General features: G+C 43.5%; 13 protein-coding genes. 4 read left to right on the top strand and 9 right to left on the bottom strand.

Translation table 11 applies throughout. The annotated features are described in order from the left end of the window. The first annotated feature begins 166 nt into the window (after window positions 1-166). The 3 genes from QUB52_RS25865 to QUB52_RS25855 all read left to right on the top strand — a co-directional run bounded on the left by QUB52_RS25865 (window position 167) and on the right by QUB52_RS25855 (window position 4,556). Entirely contained in the window at window positions 167-1,465 is a 1,299-nt protein-coding gene (locus QUB52_RS25865; RefSeq protein WP_332975240.1) for a class I SAM-dependent methyltransferase, read from the top strand. 131 nt (window positions 1,466-1,596) lie between these two features. Then, window positions 1,597-2,097 (top strand): type IV pilin-like G/H family protein, encoded by a 501-nt coding sequence (locus tag QUB52_RS25860; RefSeq protein ID WP_332975239.1) that lies wholly within the window; start codon window positions 1,597-1,599, stop codon window positions 2,095-2,097. 212 nt (window positions 2,098-2,309) lie between these two features. Next, window positions 2,310-4,556, top strand: coding sequence for an O-linked N-acetylglucosamine transferase, SPINDLY family protein (locus tag QUB52_RS25855; RefSeq protein ID WP_332975238.1), 2,247 nt, complete (start codon window positions 2,310-2,312; stop codon window positions 4,554-4,556). Between the two features lie 60 nt (window positions 4,557-4,616). Here QUB52_RS25855 and QUB52_RS25850 read toward each other — a convergent pair whose 3' ends face one another. The 9 genes from QUB52_RS25850 to QUB52_RS25810 form a co-directional block, all read right to left on the bottom strand. Further along, window positions 4,617-7,847 carry an FkbM family methyltransferase gene (locus QUB52_RS25850; protein WP_332975237.1) on the bottom strand — a complete coding sequence of 1,077 codons (3,231 nt, stop codon included), beginning with the start codon at window positions 7,845-7,847 and terminating at the stop codon, window positions 4,617-4,619. A 108-nt stretch (window positions 7,848-7,955) separates the two neighbouring features. Then, the gene (locus QUB52_RS25845; RefSeq protein ID WP_332975236.1) at window positions 7,956-10,331 is read right to left on the bottom strand and encodes an FkbM family methyltransferase; all 2,376 of its coding nucleotides are present in this window, start codon (window positions 10,329-10,331) and stop codon (window positions 7,956-7,958) included. Window positions 10,332-10,448: 117 nt separating this feature from the next. Then, on the bottom strand, window positions 10,449-10,847 hold the full coding sequence (locus QUB52_RS25840) for a tetratricopeptide repeat protein (RefSeq protein WP_332975235.1): 399 nt from the start codon (window positions 10,845-10,847) through the stop codon (window positions 10,449-10,451). Window positions 10,848-11,057: 210 nt separating this feature from the next. Continuing rightward, window positions 11,058-11,768 (bottom strand): Uma2 family endonuclease, encoded by a 711-nt coding sequence (locus QUB52_RS25835; RefSeq protein ID WP_265236572.1) that lies wholly within the window; start codon window positions 11,766-11,768, stop codon window positions 11,058-11,060. Window positions 11,769-11,858: 90 nt separating this feature from the next. Further along, complete coding sequence (locus QUB52_RS25830) at window positions 11,859-12,446, bottom strand: Uma2 family endonuclease (RefSeq protein ID WP_332975234.1); 588 nt, start codon at window positions 12,444-12,446, stop codon at window positions 11,859-11,861. A 40-nt stretch (window positions 12,447-12,486) separates the two neighbouring features. After that, window positions 12,487-13,242, bottom strand: a complete 756-nt coding sequence (locus tag QUB52_RS25825; protein WP_332975233.1) for a Uma2 family endonuclease — start codon at window positions 13,240-13,242, stop codon at window positions 12,487-12,489. Between the two features lie 303 nt (window positions 13,243-13,545). Further along, on the bottom strand, window positions 13,546-15,072 hold the full coding sequence (locus QUB52_RS25820) for an MlaD family protein (RefSeq protein WP_332975232.1): 1,527 nt from the start codon (window positions 15,070-15,072) through the stop codon (window positions 13,546-13,548). A 153-nt stretch (window positions 15,073-15,225) separates the two neighbouring features. Next, window positions 15,226-15,477, bottom strand: coding sequence for a four helix bundle protein (locus tag QUB52_RS25815; RefSeq protein ID WP_442923225.1), 252 nt, complete (start codon window positions 15,475-15,477; stop codon window positions 15,226-15,228). Between the two features lie 223 nt (window positions 15,478-15,700). Continuing rightward, on the bottom strand, window positions 15,701-16,483 hold the full coding sequence (locus tag QUB52_RS25810) for an ABC transporter ATP-binding protein (RefSeq protein ID WP_265236579.1): 783 nt from the start codon (window positions 16,481-16,483) through the stop codon (window positions 15,701-15,703). Between the two features lie 157 nt (window positions 16,484-16,640). Between QUB52_RS25810 and QUB52_RS25805 the strand changes: the two genes are divergently transcribed. Beyond that, window positions 16,641-18,041 (top strand): gluconeogenesis factor YvcK family protein, encoded by a 1,401-nt coding sequence (locus QUB52_RS25805; RefSeq protein WP_265236581.1) that lies wholly within the window; start codon window positions 16,641-16,643, stop codon window positions 18,039-18,041. The last annotated feature ends 126 nt before the right edge of the window (window positions 18,042-18,167 follow it).

Raw genomic sequence — 18,167 nt, 5'->3', positions numbered from 1 at the left:
TATTTGGTAGGCACTCAATAATCATTCTCCAATATACCAGGTTCTGCTAACATAAAATTTAGATGCGTTCGCCCTGGGGTTAGGGGGGATCAGGCTTAACTGAACCGTATTGTTTTATAATACGAAGCACCCCAACATAATTTAACCACATCAAGAGTAATTCATAATGGAAAATCAAGAATCAGATTTAATAGAGCAAATTCGCCAGCAATTTGACTATGCCCCTTTTCCCAGAATTCCCCTCGAAAAATCTCCTGAGTCTGAGTATGAGTCGCTTTACCTGCACAACCTCGTAACTGCTTACTACTTCCGCAATCGGAAAGTTATCAATACAGAAGGCAAACTTATTCTGGATGCGGGATGCGGTAGCGGCTACAAATCGTTAATTTTGGCTGTCGCTAATCCGGGGGCTAAAATTGTGGGAATTGATTTGTCAGAAGAATCTGTTAAATTAGCCCGCCACCGCTTGGAATATCACGGATTTGAGAATGCCGAATTTCATGCGATGAAAATAGAAGATTTACCCAGTTTAGGTTTGCAGTTCGACTACATTAATGCAGACGAAGTGCTTTATTTATTGCCCGACGCTGTTGCAGGATTGCAGGCGATGAAATCGGTTCTCAAACCCGATGGCATTATTCGGACAAACCTGCACAGTTCCATTGGTAGGGCGGGAGTATTTCGCGCTCAAGCTGCTTTCAAAACAATGGGATTGATGAATGGAACTCCTGGCGAGTTGGAGATTGAAATAGTCCGGGAGACTATGGACGCGCTGCAAGATGAAATATGGCTCAAAGCAGTTAGTTGGAATTCTGATCGCGCCAACAATGAGACGTGGATTCTGTCAAACTATCTATTACTCGGTGACAAAGGCTGTAGCGTACCTGAACTGTTTGCACTTTTGAGAGCCTCCGATCTAGAGTTTATCAGTATGCTAGCTTGGCGCCGCTGGGAGTTGATGGATTTGTTTAAAGATCCAGATGATTTACCCGCGTTTTTGGCGATGAGTCTGCCAGAAGCTTCTGTGGAAGAGAGGCTGCATTTGTTTGAACTGTTGCATCCCCAGCACCGCCTGTTTGATTTCTGGTGCGGCAATCCCGGCACTGAGGCTTTTGTCCCTGTTGCGGAATGGACGGAGGCTGACTGGCAGTCGGCGCGGGTGCATTTGCATCCTCAACTCAGGACTTCTCAGGCGAGGGAAGATTTGAGTAATTGCATTGCCAGCGAGACGCCGTTTGAGATTAGTCGTTATATTATTGTGCCAACTTTAGCACCGGTGGCGATCGACAGTAAAATTGCTGCTTGCTTGTTACCTCTGTGGGATGGGCCGCAGTCTGCGGTGTCGCTAGCGGAAAAGTGGTTGCAGAGTCGAGCCGAGGCTGCTGTTAATCTAGAACCCGCAGCCCAGGAGACAGCCTTTGATGAAGTCAAGGAACTGTTGACTAGCCTAGAAGTCTTTCTGTAGGTGCTTTTGGAGCGTTAGCCACCAAACATCAAAAAAAAAATGGACGGGATGATAGCAAAGCCGGGGAAATTGGGTAAGTTACAGATAAGAGTTAGAAACGAGCATCCCACCCCCTCAAGGAGAAACAAATTATGAAGACTGAATTTAAAGCCAAGTTCCTGCAACATATCAACAAAAGAAGACAGGATCAAGGTTTCACCCTGATTGAACTGCTGGTTGTTATCATCATTATCGGTATTTTGTCTGCGATCGCTTTGCCCGCGTTCCTCAACCAAGCAAACAAGGCCAAGCAATCAGAAGCCAAACAGTATATCGCCTCGATCAACAAGGGTCAGCAGGCTTTCTATGCTGAGAGTGGCAAGTTTACAACTGTGATTTCGGACTTGGGTTTAGGTCTCAAAACTCAAACCACTAACTACACGTATGGAATCCAATCTACTGCTGGCGATCAGGCAAATTCTAATGCCGTTCCTACTAATACTACCTCTCTGAGAGCATATGGAGGTGTTGTAGTTCTAGTTCAAAGTGGCGAGGCAAAGACTACTCAGACATCCCTTTGCGAAGCTGTTGGTGGCACGGCAATCTTCGCCGCGACAGACTGCGCCGGTGCCTGGAGTACCGTTACCAAGTAATAAGAGAGAGATTGTGGCAGGAATTGTAGCTTGTCAGTCTAGCTTAAGTGTTGAAAAAGGGGTAGCGCACATAGCGCTACCTATTTTAGTTTAGTTAGGCTTCAGGCAGAAGAATCTCATTTGATAACTAGGGCAATGGCTCTGGCTAGATTGTTCTTTCTCTTCAGTTATGAATAAGATAATACAGAATAGATAGTTGTTTTAATTAGCTTATGATTTCAGAGTCTTTACCGATTGATGCAGTGAATTGGCAGCAGCAAGCCGTTCAATGTCTGAGCAAAGGGAACTACACTCAAGCTGTGAGCTTGTACGAACAAGCGATTGTCGCCGAACCTCACATCCACTCCCACTACTGGCATTTAGGGCTGATGTTATTGTTGCAGGAACAAGAGGCAGAAGCACAGACAACTTGGCTGCTGGCAATGGCCGAAGGGGATGAAGAACAAGTTGAGCAGTGGACAGCCGAATTAATCGAGGTGCTGGAAACTGAATCAGAGCGGCGGCAGACTCTCGAAGACTACTCTGTGGCTTGGGCGATTCGGCAACACATACGGGAAATTAGCCCAACCGATATTAATAATCTATTGCATCTTATAGAACTATATATTCAGATTGAGACTTATACAGGAGAAGAACTGACAGAGTTGGGAGTGATAGATCTGCTACAGACAGAGCCACCTGTAGAACTAGATTTAGCTCTATTAGTACAAATGCTGAAAAAGGTTTTAAATTATTTGCCTTTGCATCCCTCATCATTGGAATTGACAGAAACTTGTTTGTCTTATATACCTAACTCTTCAGCTTTTGTTGATTTTTTGCTACCGATAATTTATGAAATAACTTACACCCACAGACGACAGAAGTTGTCAATTTGCTTTACTGATTTGGGTTTACGCGCGGTTCCCAAGCATCCAGAATTGCTCCGATGTTTGGCAACATTTTATACAGATTTGGGCGAACACACTAAAGCTATAGAAGCTGCTAAATTGTGTTATTCCCTCCCTGAGCGGCGATTAATAGATAAAATTTATGACAATCACCTGATTCTGCGCGCGACAATGAATGCGGGAATCTGTGGATATTGGGATGAAATCACTTCGCACATCCAAATACAGGAAGAACTGCTAGAGTCGCTTTACAAAGAGCAGCCAACAGACTTAGGTTCTGACCGTAATGTTTTAGGCTTATACAACACAACCTTTTTTTTAAACTACTTTCGGGACGATCCGCAAACTAATAACAAATATCGCACTCAGCTAGCTCAGGTTTGCCAAGCTAATATTGAAGTAGATGCCAAGGAGGTAATAGATCGCTACCGCCACAGACTATCTTCGCATCCTAGATTGAAGACCTCAAGTAAACCTTTGAAAATAGGATACTTGTCTCATTGTTTAAGGCGGCATTCAGTAGGTTGGCTGGCGCGATGGATTTTTCAACATCACGATCGCGATCGATTTCAAATTTATGCCTATTTGCTCGGCTGTACCGAGGTTGTTGACTCCTTACAGGGATGGTACGTTAATCATGTTGATAAAGCCTATAAGACGGGGCTTGGGGGGATGGAAATAGCTGAGCAAATTTCTCTGGATGAAATTGACATTTTAATCGATCTTGACAGTATCACGCTCAGTACGGCCTGCGGGATATTATCCACAAAGCCTGCACCAATTCAGGTGACGTGGTTGGGATGGGACGCATCGGCAATGCCAACGATCGATTACTATATTGCCGATCCCTATGTTTTGCCGGAATCGGCTCAGGATTACTATGCAGAAAAAATCTGGCGATTGCCTCAAACTTATATAGCTGTAGATGGTTTTGAAGTTGGCGTACCTGCACTGCGCCGCGATCATCTGGATATGCCGAGCGATGCAGTCGTATATTTCGGTGTTCAGAGGGGTGTCAAGTATCATCCCCACACGGCGATGCTGCAAATGAAAATTCTTAAAGAAGTCCCGAATAGCTATTTCTTGATGAAAGCTTATGGAGAACGAGAATTTCTCGATAATTTCTTTATAGAAACTGCTGAAGCAGAGGGTGTGAGCCGCGATCGCCTGCGATTTTTGCCAAGTGCGCCTTCAGAGGAGGTTCACCGAGCTAACTTAGGCATTGCTGATATTGTTCTAGATACTTATCCTTATAACGGAGCTACGACTACTCTAGAAACTCTTTGGATGGGCATTCCAATGGTGACAAGAGTGGGGGAGCAGTTTTCTGCCCGCAACAGCTACACGATGATGATGAATGCAGGTATTTCGGAAGGGATTGCTTGGACTGATGAAGAGTATATAGAGTGGGGAATTCGCTTAGGAAAAGATGCTGTTTTGCGGCAGCAAATATCTTGGAAATTGCGGCAATCACGACAAACTGCGCCCCTGTGGAATGGCAAGCAATTCACGCTAGAGATGGAAAAAGCTTACGAGCAAATGTGGCAGATATATATTGACAAAAATCATTGATGGTGCTGAGGCGAGTAAGTGGTTTGTGCAGCGAGTTGCTGCACAAGCTCGCTAGATTCATCAGTTAGTCTCATGCATAAAACGGTTTAGTTCTAATGAGGAAATGCGATCGGCTTTAGCTTGTGCGATCGCCTCGGTGTTCTCATTCTCCAAGACAATCCGACTGTGAAGTCGAGGTATCAAAGCTGACCACTGAATTTTACTCAACTGTCCAATCAGGGAAATTTCCGGCCCATCGGAAACATCTAAATCTTCTTCCATTAAAAGGTTCATCACCACGCTAGATAAAGCGAGATTAGCATCTTCATCAGAAGAAATATTGTTCGTGTCTACCAAAAGAGTTATGTTACTTTTGTCTCGATGAGTTGCGATCGCCCTGACAACTCCCTCTAATTCTAAACCCAAAGACTCTTCTGGTTGCAACCAATCTGGGAACACGATCAAATTAATATCTCTCAGGTTAAGAGGTAAGAGAGTCGCATTAATCAATGCAGCGCTCATAGTTTGCGCCATTTTTAACCAAGAAAACTTTTGCGCCCGTTGCAAACCAGCCGCAATCAATGAATTGCGAATTTTCGGCTTTTGTACCTCGCACAGTGCATCGGCTAAACCCTCAACATCCTGATCATTCACATATAAAGCTGCTTCCCCCGCAACTTCAGGTATAGAGGCATTGGGACAAGTGATGACTGGACAACCGCAGGACATTGCCTCTAACACAGGCATCCCAAAACCTTCATACTTTGACGGATAAATCAGAGCTACAGCACCGGCATAAGCTAATCTCAATTCGTCATCGCTGAGTTGTAGCTTATGTACAACACTTCCCAAAGTATAATTTCTCAACTCTCCTTCTAATAGAATTCCAGTCCCTGTACAAACAATCTCAAATCCTTGTTTACTGGCAAGTTTTCCAAAAGCCTGAAAAAACAAAATAGTATTTTTATAATCAGACCCACCTCCGACTGAAATAAAGTAGGGTTTTGAGATACCGTACTTTGTTTTAAAACTATTAATTTCTTCTTGACTCGCTGGCGCGAAAAGATTGTCTACTCCACAATGAGCTACCGTTACAGATTCTAGGGGAATGTCTGGGAAAAATTTTGTCAAGTCCCGCGCTGTATTTTCGGAAATTGAAATATATGCAGAAGCATGGCTAATAGAATGATGCTTTTCCCTCCACATCGGTTCATTCAAATTTGCCCGTAATACTTCTGGAATCATGTCATAAGCCATGAATACAGACGGAGTTGAGAGGGGTGTTGTGTAGTAAGTAGAGATAAATAAGTCAGCACCTTCTTGATCGCAGACTTGCTGTAGCATTTCCCGGTCAGCGTCGGTTGTCTCGTAGTTGTAAGCTGGAATAGTAAGGTATCTAATTCCCGCAATTTTTGGAGCGGTTCCAGCCCTGTCAAGAATGATAATATGTTGAGAAAAACCATCTTTTGCCCATTCTTCTAACAAGGAGTTCCAGACACGAGCAATTCCTGTTCTGTAAAGCTGGAAAAACACGCCATCAATGACGATCGTTGGAGTGGCTATGGAATTAGTTATTGCGGTTTGATTTGGGTATTCATCGGGGGACAAAAACTCCCAGATATCAGTATTTTTTTCTCTTTTCGCTATGGGTGTTACACCACAGGAATTAGCAGTATCAACCATCGTGCCATCTTGAACCCATGAAAAATACTGGCTCAGGCGAACTGGAAATTTAGTCTGAGCTTGCAATACGCTCCATTCTGAAACTGCATTTGCATAGCCATAATATTGCTCTTTAAATTGCAACTGTTTGGCGATCGCGTAGGCAAAGTGTTGAAATACCAAACCCCGCGTTTCTGTCTCCTCATGCACAAAAGGATTTACTGCTGCAACATCCCTAAATTCGCCATCGGATAAAGGTTCAGCCAATCTTGGAGGTTCGTGAGCTACCCAGACACAGCCAGGTTTGAACCTCCAAGTTCGCAACCATTCTTGTGCTGGATTCTGAGCGTAACAATTGCGACTGCTAATTACCAGCTTCTCTCCGACAAAATACCAGCACCAATAGAAAGCCGCTGTTTTTTCAGGATTATAGATGAACATCTGTCGCGCTGTGCAGATTTGCTCGACAGTCCACAATTCATCCACATCTACTTGCCATAGCAAGCATTCGTGATTAATATTTTCCAATGGTGCATTAACCATTTCACGTTTGCCTTCCCAGAAAATACCTTCCGGTTTGCGATAAACCGTGACATTTTCTGGATATAGCTGTGCTAGTTCGTCTAGGTATTCTGCTGTGCCGTCATTGCTGCGTCCCTTCGAGTGAATTTCGTCAGTAATGCGTCCGCCATTTCGCAAAGACCACGCTGTATCATGTTTCAAATCTGCAACGCCTTCAATTATATGCCAATGCCATTGAAAGGGTAGTTTTTTGAATACTTCTATGTGATATTTTATGAATGGTTCACCGTTGAGAACAATAGTAAAAAAGTGAATGGGCAGCGCTGGAAAAGCAATATAATTTTCATAAAAAGAATTTGAGCTGCCTACTTGCTCTCCAATCTCTCCATTACCTGCGATACGATGGCACTCATACCCATGTTGAATGAGGATGTCAAAGGTATCTTGAGCAACTCGGTTCAATCCTTCCAGCATTTTTTGTGATATTTCAAACTGGATAAATCGAATTGCTTTTGCATCTAACAAATCCACTGATCCTTGCAGAGCATCGCTTTCAGCTCCTTCAACATCTAGCTTTAAATAATCTATAGATGTAATATTGTGTTGCTTGCAGAAGGAATCCAAAGTAATAGCTTCAACAACTTCAGTTTTAACGATTTGAACATATTCACTCGGATTAGTCACGGACTTCATTTGCGGTTTGCCAAGACTGTTCCAAACAGCATACACACCAGGAAATTCGTGAAATTCTATCGACTTATTTTCTGAAAAAACTGCTTTTTGAAATAGATATATATTCGGATCTCCCTCTTCCTCTATGCGCTGTTGAAGCTTCTCGAAAGTGCTTGAAGTTGGCTCAAATGAATAGACTTTGCCTGTGTTGCCAACTACCTCTCCAAACAAAATAGTATAGTCACCTAAATGAGCTCCTACATCAAAAACAATGTTACCTATATCTACCAGATTTCTCACCAGTGATTTTTCTGCCTTTTCTATCTCAAATTCTGACGAGTTTAACGATTTATTCGTAGCAGCACAGTGAACATTTTTATAACTGGCGGGTTGAACAGTAACTTTTTTGAGAATTGCGTAGGCATTTATATCGGAGTCTGAAATGTTATTTTCCATTGTTTACCGCCTGTCTTTACCTTGTTTGTTGGATTAGCGTTTCCTGAGATTAGGCATCTGAACAGTTAAAGCTTTAAATTAATTTAATTAAATGCCTAATTACTAAAATTATATGTAGCAAGTAAATTCTCCTTCATATTTAGAAAAAAAGTTAGTGATATAAATCAAGGCTTCTTGAGGAGATAAATTGTGAACTTGCTCTATATCAGCATTCCACGGAAATTTATTTTTCCGGTCTGGCTGTTCGAGATATCCTCTTCTGTAGGCTTCCTCTGGTGTAAGTGAAGGTGCTGGACTGATTTCTTGAGGAATCAAGAAAGCATTATTATAATGTAACTCTACCAGAGCATAATTATACTTTTTACATATAATATTTAACTGTGAAATACTTTGACCAAAAAAATGATCGTTATTCCAAACATAATTTTGGCTATAGTTAACCGTAAACTTTAGAGGTGGTGGGATCTTCTCATTGATTTCTACGCAAATCAACAAAGGTCTAAATGAACTCAGTATTTGGTCTAAAACAAAATAATCATAACCATCTATATCAAGATTGAGAAAACTAAATTTTTCGGGGACTTGATGTGTTTTCATGAGATCAACTACGTTTTCAGGTGTCACCATGCACTTACTTAAGTTAACTTTTTTAAATTCACTATACCTAAGTGCTAATTTTGTAAATAGTTGGCTATCATATTCTACAGCTAATCCCGCCCATCCTTGCTTGTATAAAAAATAAGTGTTTGACATAGTTATTCCATCACTAGCAGCTATATCCACACAGTATTTGTTTTCTATATTTAATTGGTTTAAATATTTATCAATAATAGTTTCTTCGTCTAAATATGAATATTTCTGAGTTGGAGCGTCTAGCTTTTTACTATCTGCGATTTTAGGGCTAGCTAGCATCAATACCTTAACAAATGCTTGAGGATCGGAGGCATAATGCTGACAAGCTGTGGCAAATTCAAGGGTAGATTGTTCGTAGGGTATACAATTTAAAATGCTTTGAAGAACTTGTAATAGTAAATCGGAATTAACGGGGTACAACTCCGAACGCAACAACTCAACAATTCCCAAGGATATTAGGTCTTGATTTATAAAAGTATTCATATTAATGGAAAGTTCGACAATCTTTAACAGATTATTTATATCGGTGGGAGCTATTTCCCGGATGTGTTGCCGGAGTATCCGAGCAACAGCATAGTCGGTGAGTCGTTCTCGGCGCTGTGCTTCTGTTTGTATAAGTTCTATTAGTTCAGATGTGCATTCTTCGATTTGTTCGGTATTGTCCTCAAGTATACCGGTGAACCAGACTGTTAGAGCTTCGGCTTCTTGCTCTTGCAAAAGCAGCATCAACCCCAAATGCCAATAGTGGGATTTGATGTTTGGTTCAGCTTCTATAGCTTGCTCATAAATACTCGCTGCTTTAGAATAGTCTCCTAAAAACAAGCATGAATTACCTCTTTGTTGCCAATTACTTTGCTCGTTTAACAGACATCTGGCACTGTAACCGCTGCTGTAATCTCGAATTTTAGCAATAATAGGCAATGAACTTAGTCCCAGCTTAACTAGATCTGGAATTTGCGCTAAGCTCTCTATAATATTGTCAGCCAAGTTATATCTTATATCGTTCCCATATTGCATGGTCAAATATACTAGAAGTTCCAAAGCATAGTCAGGAAAGTTCATGACATCAGCGATACAAGCTAATTTTAGTATTTGATCGGGTGTCTTTAATTCTGTATTCAAGTCTTCCCGAATCAGATCCCGAAAATAAAAAGCATCAGACCAGACTAAGACTCCATAATGGTCGGTTGACGCTACAGGCATTCGGCGACCGTCACGATGCATATTACATAAATCAAAAAGTGTAAATCCTTGTTCTCTCAGGTACACATCTACATCCCCAAACAAAGGTTGACCCTTGTATATTTCTGTAAACTCTACTTCTGTTACAATCGCTAGAGTGCTGCTTTTTAAAATACTAGAAGCTCCTTTTAAAACCAGAAGCTCTGCCCCCTGAATGTCTAGTTGTATAAAATCAATCTTGTTAACTGCTTCTGATTGGCAAAAAACATCTAAAGTTGTCATCTCAACTTCCACAGTAGAAACTAGCTCAATTAGCTGAGAATTTCCGACAAACCGCTCAATATAGAAATCGCTGGGAGGATATAGTGAACTGCAACCTGGGTGTTTAGTAATGTAAATTGTCGATGTTCCGACACAATTTCCCAGAGCTAGTGGAATATGTTTTTCAGTCCAATTTATTTTTCGAGATTCAAGAGCGGCGTTAGCCTCATGACAAGCAGCTTCATCAGCATCGAATCCATAGATCGTAAGATTAGGTGCAAAAATATCCCACCCCTGACTCCCATAGTCATCTTTGTCTGCGATCTTACGAGAGCCAACGAGGCATACTGTTACGTGAATATTATCTAAATGTCCGCTTTTCTTTAGGCTCGGAACGAAGATTGCCATGCTAAAACCTGGAGATAAAATAAATTGATAATTAACGATGATCTGGGTAGATATTGGGATGGTAGGGGGAGATGGCAGAGAAGCCAATGGAGGGATACATCTGAACTAGCCCTTTCCCTACTTTTTCCCCTTCGCCTGGGCCAACAGCGCCTGATAATCAGCTCTGTCAGGATTCAACTTCACCAACTGCTCCAAAGGCTCGATCGCCCCTTTAGCATTATTCATCCCCAACCGCACATTTGCCAAGCCCTCCAGAGCCGTCTGATTCTGAGGTTCCCGCTGCAAAACCGTCTCATATCCCCGTTCCTGCGCCGCCAGCAGAGACTCCTGAGAAACAGCAGCAACAGCTACAGGTTTTTGTCGGTGCTGGCTGCTCAAACCGCTGCTGAACAGACTCACCATACCAAAAATCGTAGAACCAGCAAAACCAGCCATCGATACAAACGCAAAAATCTGCTTAGTTCGATCGCCCTTACGAACCCCACTCTCACCAGATTTTTTCTGTATACTTTCCATTGCCAACCCTTAGCGTCGCTGTTTTCCAGGCACTTACGAAGCACCTATCTCTAGATTGCCCAAGTTCGATCGCAAAACGATCGCCCCTCCCATTTAAAATTTGACAGCAATTCGAGATAAAACACAAAAGCTGAGATTTGTCAAGAATATTTAGCTAAGAATAGCACGCGGGCGATCGAGATCGATGAAGTGCGATCGGCCGCTGATTTTTTAGCTGTTACCATCAGGCAATTCGCCAAACTGATCTCGATAACGCGCTAGCAAAGATTCGAGTTCAGCAGCCCGCTGACTTTCAGCTTCGGCGCGCAGGCGTTCAGTTTCGGCGCGCTGGCGTTGCGCTTCTAATGCCGAGGCTAATTCATCAGGAATCAGTAATTTTTCTCCATTATCCTCCCGATAAAAACCGATGAGTTTTCCCTCTATTTCCAAACGCAATTGCAGCACTTCACTGCGACTGTCAGTAATTAATTGATAGCCATCTTCCCACAGTCGATATCCCCGCAATTTTTCGGGTATCCATTGTCCTTTGGGGTCAAACAACCAATATTCCTGAACTTCTAAACTTTCGTACAAGTCTTTTTTCGTAACTTTATCTTCCGACTGCGTACTCGGTGAAGTAATTTCAAAAACTACCTTCGGAACTTGCCCTTCTAACCAGATTTTATAATTATCTCTGCCTCCCGGTTCCACATCATAAATTACCATAACATCCGGTGCAGTACGCAATTTTGGGAAACCTTCAGCGTAATATAAAAACTGGTTAGCCAAAACGGTAGCGCGCTGTCCGCTCAGGTATTGCTTGAGGACTTCTAAAGTGGTTAGAATTGCATAAAGGTGGTCGTAAGTTTCTGCCACGGGTTTTCCATCCGCACTGGGGTAGATAATTTCAGATGATTTGAGGGTGGGAACGACTGTTCTCATGGTCGTGCTTCCTGTGAGTTGTAGTTCTATTATAGACCTTTTTGCTGTTACCAATTCTTCAATGATGTCACAGTTACTCAATATTTTTGACTAAGAATTGAGATCGATCGCCCTTTTGAATTCCTTAATTGCCTCAACATGACTCGGTATATTAACACACCTGACGAGTAAACCAATATCGAGTTCTGGAAGCAATTGAGAACTCGCAATCGGTTCGTATCCTTCCTGTCCCAGAGCATACAGAGAAAGTCGGCTGTTTTCCCAAAACCAGACTTCAGGGATTTGCAGCCGTTTGTAAGCCTCTAGCTTATCAATTCCGCCGCTAGTAACGACTACTTCGATCGCTAAATCTGGACGTTCTCTGTCAACCCCCAATTCGTAAGACTTATCTGCTTCACACTTTACCAATCGCGATTCATTTTCTAAAGTCAGAGACTCCGTAGGGGTGAAATCGATTCCTGCCGCCATCATGTAAGTTTCTACCAACGCACCGATACGTCCCTTGGCTGTTTCGTGTTTTCTTCCAGGCATTTTCTGAATCTCCAGTATCCCATCTAAAAATAACAGCCGAACTCCTGGAATATCCAGCATCGGTTCTAAAGTTTTGAATTGTTCCCAACTTAACCCTGGAAATAGCAACGGTTGATCTAATTTCTCTGCTAATGTTGTTGCAGTCATGGCGCTCCTTAATTCTCAATCAAAAATCAAAAATCAAAAATCAAATGGCATCAGGATCGATACCCTGACTGATCAAGTATGCCATTAGGCGATCGGCTCGTTGGCGTTCCTCTTCGGCCCGTTGATGTTCCTGTTCCACCCGTTCGACACCCCACAGCAACAAATTGCCATTCTCATCCCACCAGCGCAACCAATAACCCGTTCTCTGAGATTTTTTACCTTCCCAAACCCCCAAAAATAAACCCATTGATTCTATCCAAAATCGCTGATTAGCATCCGGTTCTTGCAGTTCGTACTCTCCCGATTCTGAGAGTCTGTACACTTCCAATACTCCAAATTTAGGCTCAAAAATTACATAAACTGGCACTTGCAAAAAGCGTTCATAAAACCGCCATTTTCCGTAAGGATACGTTGGTTTTATGGAATATTCACTGCCGTTATTATCCGATAAAAACTCCATCACTACTGCGGGTACTTCTCCCTCAGCATTCCGCGTATAACTGCGGCGAACTTCTCCTGGTTCTGCTGGCAATACCGAGGGAACGTACACCCAATCTGGTGCTTTTACTACTGTTTTTTCGTTAACTTTCGCACAGAGTCCAAAATTGGAAGCTATCAGCATCGAAGCGATGATAAATCCTGCGAGATCCAAGGCTTCTCGTAGGGCGGCGGCTAAAAGTGGTTGGTCGATGTTTTCCACGGGATCATCCGGTAATTGAAAGTCGTCTGGCAACTTTTCCCAAGTGATATTATACTTGGTTTTGGTTTCGGCAGGTTTCGATAATGTTTGCGTCATTGTTTTTTTGTTTCGGCTAAAAGGCTTTTTTTGATAGAATTTGAACAGAAACTTTAATCCCGGAGTTCGCAATGTGCAAGTTGCTAATACCAATTTAAAAAATCGTTGCTACAACACTCTTAGTTGAGTTTGTTTACTCAAAAATTGTTAGTGGTGAGTCGCTATAAGATTTTCTGTCTTTTTTAGGGTACGCTCTCTGGCGGCACACCCTACCAATATTGTTGAATTGATTTTGTTTTCTTGGTGTAAATACAGGAAATTGCGAATCTTGCAATGATTGTGATTATTCAATTGTATCATGTCTCAAGGAGTATTTTCAGAAGCAACTGGTTCTGCTGATTTTACAGCTTGAACAGGAGGTATAAGAGGCAATTTGTCTTGTTTGTGCAAACTGGGGAATCTCGGCTTGACTGATTGATTGCTCGCAGTTGTTCTCGCATTTACTTTCTCAGAAATCGGAGCTAATGTTTGAGCGACTTTAACTTGCTGCCGCAGTTGTTCTGTCGAACCCAACAAGCCTCCCAATCCATTGAATAACCTGCGAATGTTGTTGCGGAAAGCCGGATCTCCGGTCACTTCATCAACGTCAGAAGTTATTTTCTGCACGTTCTGAAATGTAGCTCGTGCAGAATCTAGAGTTTGCTGCAATAATAGCAAAGTTGCGGGATTGTTTACCTGGTTGGATAAATCTCGCAAATTACCAGAAGCTTGGGCAGCATTTGCTGATAAAATCTCTAAATTATTGAGCAATTGTCCTTGGTTGATGCGATTAATTGTTGGACTTAAACCGCTGACGGCTACCCGCAATTCTTGGCTGCTTTGATTGATGTTATTCAGGGTTGAGACTAAGCTGGCGCGGTTGGTTGTTACTAATGAATTGACTTCGTTGGCTGTTAATGTAATTTTATTGGCTGCTTGAGTTACTGAATTGGCTGAATTTATCGCGGCTGCGGATACGGCTTTTGTGGAAGTGTCCGCTGTGGCTGCTACTTTAGAAACATCTGCGGCGACTCCTGATATTTCCCCCTTCATCGATTGATTTAAACTGCTTACTTCTCCTTTTAATGATTTATTTAAACTGGTTGCCTCCCCTTTCAAAGATTGATTTAAACTGTTAGCTTCCCCTTTCAAGGATTGATTTAAGGTTGCCAATTCGGTTTTTACCGACTCACTTAATTTACCAACATCTCCCGTTACAGATTTATTCAATGTTTTGATTTCTGTTTTGGCAGTCTGAGTTAAACTTGATAAATCTTGAGTGAGTTTAGCTGCACCTTTAGCTGTACTGACTGTATTCTCTGCAATTGATTTAATATTGTTGAAGAGCGCGGGGTCGGTGTATAAATTAGCTAGGCGGACTGTGGAGCGAATTAGTTCGTCTAGACTGACTCCAGCTTGACCTTTTAAGCGCGAATTTTTGCAGATAATTTCTGGGGGACAGTCGGCACTAAAGGGATTGGCGGTAAGTAAGGAATCTGGCAAAATTGAGTTGGGGCTAATGTCGATCGACGATTCGCCAATTAAACCCGATTTATTCGCTTCGATCGTAACATCGCGCGGCATAACTAAAGTACCGGGGGCAATCTCCAGCGTCACGTCTACGCCGTTGGAACTGGGTTTTAGTGTGGTAATTTTACCGACTGCAACCCCGCGATACCTGACGGGGGTGCCTATTTGCATTCCCTGGGCGCTGGCAAATTCTACGGCGAATTTGTAGCTGCGGTTGCCTAGCTGCACGCCCCGCAGCCAGAGCACTAAGCCGCCAAATAAGCCGATTCCTACTAAAATCAAGAACCCGACAGAACCTTCCCTCATAGTTCGCGATCGCATATTGCCTCCTTTAGCAATTGATAGTTGGCAGTTGGCAGTTGATAGTTGGCAGTTGATAGTTGATAGTTGGCAGTTGATAGTTGATCGTTGGCAGTTGATAGTTGATAGTTGGCAGTTGATCGTTGGCAGTTGATAGTTGATAGTTGGCAGTTTTTAATTTTTTTGTGATGTGTTGCCTATAGATTTTAGATAGGCGTTTAGCCTGGGCGACAGTTCGTCAATAATTGGCTTGAGTGTTTCTACTTGCGTACTTGTTAGTAGTTCCCTAGTATAAGCCCGTCTCAACCAGTGCTTTGTTTCAGATAAAGAACCTCTGGCAATTTTGATAAATCGCCGATGATCCTGATAGCTGCCTCGACCATCTCCTTCAGCAATATTAGCACCAATACTATCAGCAGAGCGAATAATTTGCTTCCCGACAGTATCTTTTGCTAGTGCATCCCATTTTATAACTATATTCCAAATTTAATCAGCTAATTTTTCGGATAATTTATAAACATCTAACCTCTGAAAATTTGTTTGTGACATATTTTATCTCCCAATAATACAAACAATTAACCACTGCCAACTGCCAACTATCAACTGCCAACTGCCAACTGCCAACTATCAACTGCCAACTGCTAACTGACTATCCAATCACTTGAATCGGGCCGGTAACGCTGCCGCTAAAAAATTGTTTAATTAACAAATTATCTGTTGATGCAATATCGCTGACAGTTCCCTCCCACTGCACTTTTCCTCGATAGAGAAACACGATGCGATCGGCAGTGCGGCGAATGGTACTCTCTTGGTGAGTGACGATCGCATAAGTGCTGCAAACACCTTGGGCCACCTGCAAGTCGCGGATTAAATCTTCAATTACCGTCGAGGCGATGGGATCTAAACCCGCCGTCGGTTCGTCGTACAACAAAACCTCTGGATTATCCCTCGCATTATCGGGATTCGCCATGATGGCGCGGGCAAAACTTACCCGCTTCCGCATTCCGCCAGACAACTGCGCCGGATAGCGTTCGCCAATACCCGGCAAACCCACCATCTGTAACTTCTCCTCGACCAATTCCCGAATCCGGCGGCGCGGCAGCTTAGAATGCTGGTAAAGTAAAAAACCGACATTCTCCTCCACCGTCAGCGAATCAAACAAAGCAGCTTGCTGAAACACCATCCCAATCCCGATCGGATCTGTCACGTCGTCCACCCATCCGACCCGTCGCTGTCCCTGAACGAAAACCTCACCGGCATCCGGGGCCAACAAACCCGCGATTATCCGCAAAATCGTAGATTTCCCCGTCCCGGAAGGGCCAATAATTGCCAGGGCCTCTCCTCGATAAATCCTCAGATCCACTCGATCGAGGATCGGGTTCTCCCCGAAGGACTTACTTACTCCCTTGAGTTCGATTAGCGGCTCAGCCATAAAATGCGACTATTATGTTGTCAGTCATCAGTCTAGCTAATCATTAATGACTCATGACTGATAACTAATGACTTAAATTGACTGCCAGAATCAAAACTCTCTTGTATTGTAAATTTGTCAGCTTGAGCTATTCCAATACCATTAAGACTAATTAACCATGTCAATTAGTTCATTTCCTAAAGCCCTGCGAGTCTTTGCCAAAGCTAAGCAGGTTTTTGCCCAATCCAGAAATCCTTACCCTTCCTCTTTGCGGAACGGGCGAGTTCACCAGTGGTTTAAGTGGTTGGCCCCCGGACTGTTGGTGAAACGGTGGCTGCTGATCAGTGCTAGCGGTGTGGTACTTGCCACTTTGGGTTTAGCGATTTGGACTGGGATGACTCCGATTTTTTTCCTGTTGCAATTGTTGAGAAATTTTTTGACCTGGATTGCGGAAGTTATTCCCAATTACTTGTCGGGGCCGATCGTGATTGCTGCCGGGATTTTGTTAATTCTGTGGGGTCAAACTCGCAGCTTGAACTCGATTACTCAAGTGCTGATGCCCGAAGGCAATGAGGAATTGGTCGATCGACTCCTCACCCACCGCCGCTTGCACCGCGGCCCAAAAATTGTAGCAATTGGAGGGGGTACAGGCCTTTCTCACTTGCTTAGGGGATTGAAGGATTATAGTGCCAAAATCACTGCTATTGTCACCGTGGCGGATGATGGCGGGTCTTCTGGGCGACTGCGGCGGGAGATTGGGGTATTGCCACCGGGGGATATTCGCAATTGTTTGGCGGCTTTGGCAGATGAGGAAAAGTTATTGACTGAGTTATTTCAATATCGCTTTCAGGCTGGTGACGGTTTGGTTGGTCACAGTTTTGGGAATTTGTTTTTGACGGCAATGAGCGATATTGCTGGAGATTTGGAACAGGCGATCGCAGCCAGTTCTAAAGTTTTAGCAGTGAGGGGGGAAGTGCTGCCGGCCACTCTGAGCGACGTTTCTTTGTGGGCAGAACTGGCTGATGGCCGGAGAATTGAGGGGGAGTCTAGTATTACCAAAGCTAACGGCCAAATCGTCAAAATTGGCTGCACTCCTGCTAATCCTCCAGCTTTACCCAGGGCAGTCGAAGCGCTGCGGGAAGCGGATTTTATTATTATTGGGCCGGGAAGTCTTTATACGAGCGTGATTCCGAATTTGTTGGTGAAGGAAATTGCTGATGCGATCGCCAATAGTCAAGTTCCGCGCATTTATGTGTGCAATATTATGACTCAGCCGGGGGAAACTGACGGATACAGCGTTGCAGATCACATTCGGGCGATCGATCGCGCTTGCGGCCGGCCCCTGTTCGATGCTGTAGTAGTGCAGGGAAAAGTCCCTTCTGCAAAATCTTTAATCCGCTATTCTCAGGAGAATTCCTATCCGGTTGTGCTCGATCGCGAAGCCGTAACGCAATTGGGGCGGCGAATTGTCATCGCCAATGTGATGGATGAAGATAAAAATACGGGTCTAATTCGCCACAATTCTCCAAGGTTGGCGGGAATGTTGCTGCGTTGGTACGGCCGCGCGCAGAACATTTAAGCTGCTTTGAGGGGGAGATGGGGAGATGGGGAGATGGGGAGATGGGGAGATGGGGAGATGGGGAGATGGGGAGAGTGGGAGATGGGGAGAGGGGGAGATGGGGAGATGGGGAGATGGGGAGATGGG

The sequence above is a fragment of the Microcoleus sp. A6-C6 genome, assembly GCF_036705955.1.
Classification (GTDB): Bacteria; Cyanobacteriota; Cyanobacteriia; order Cyanobacteriales; family Microcoleaceae; genus Microcoleus.
This window is presented reverse-complemented; position numbering and strand designations above follow the sequence as displayed.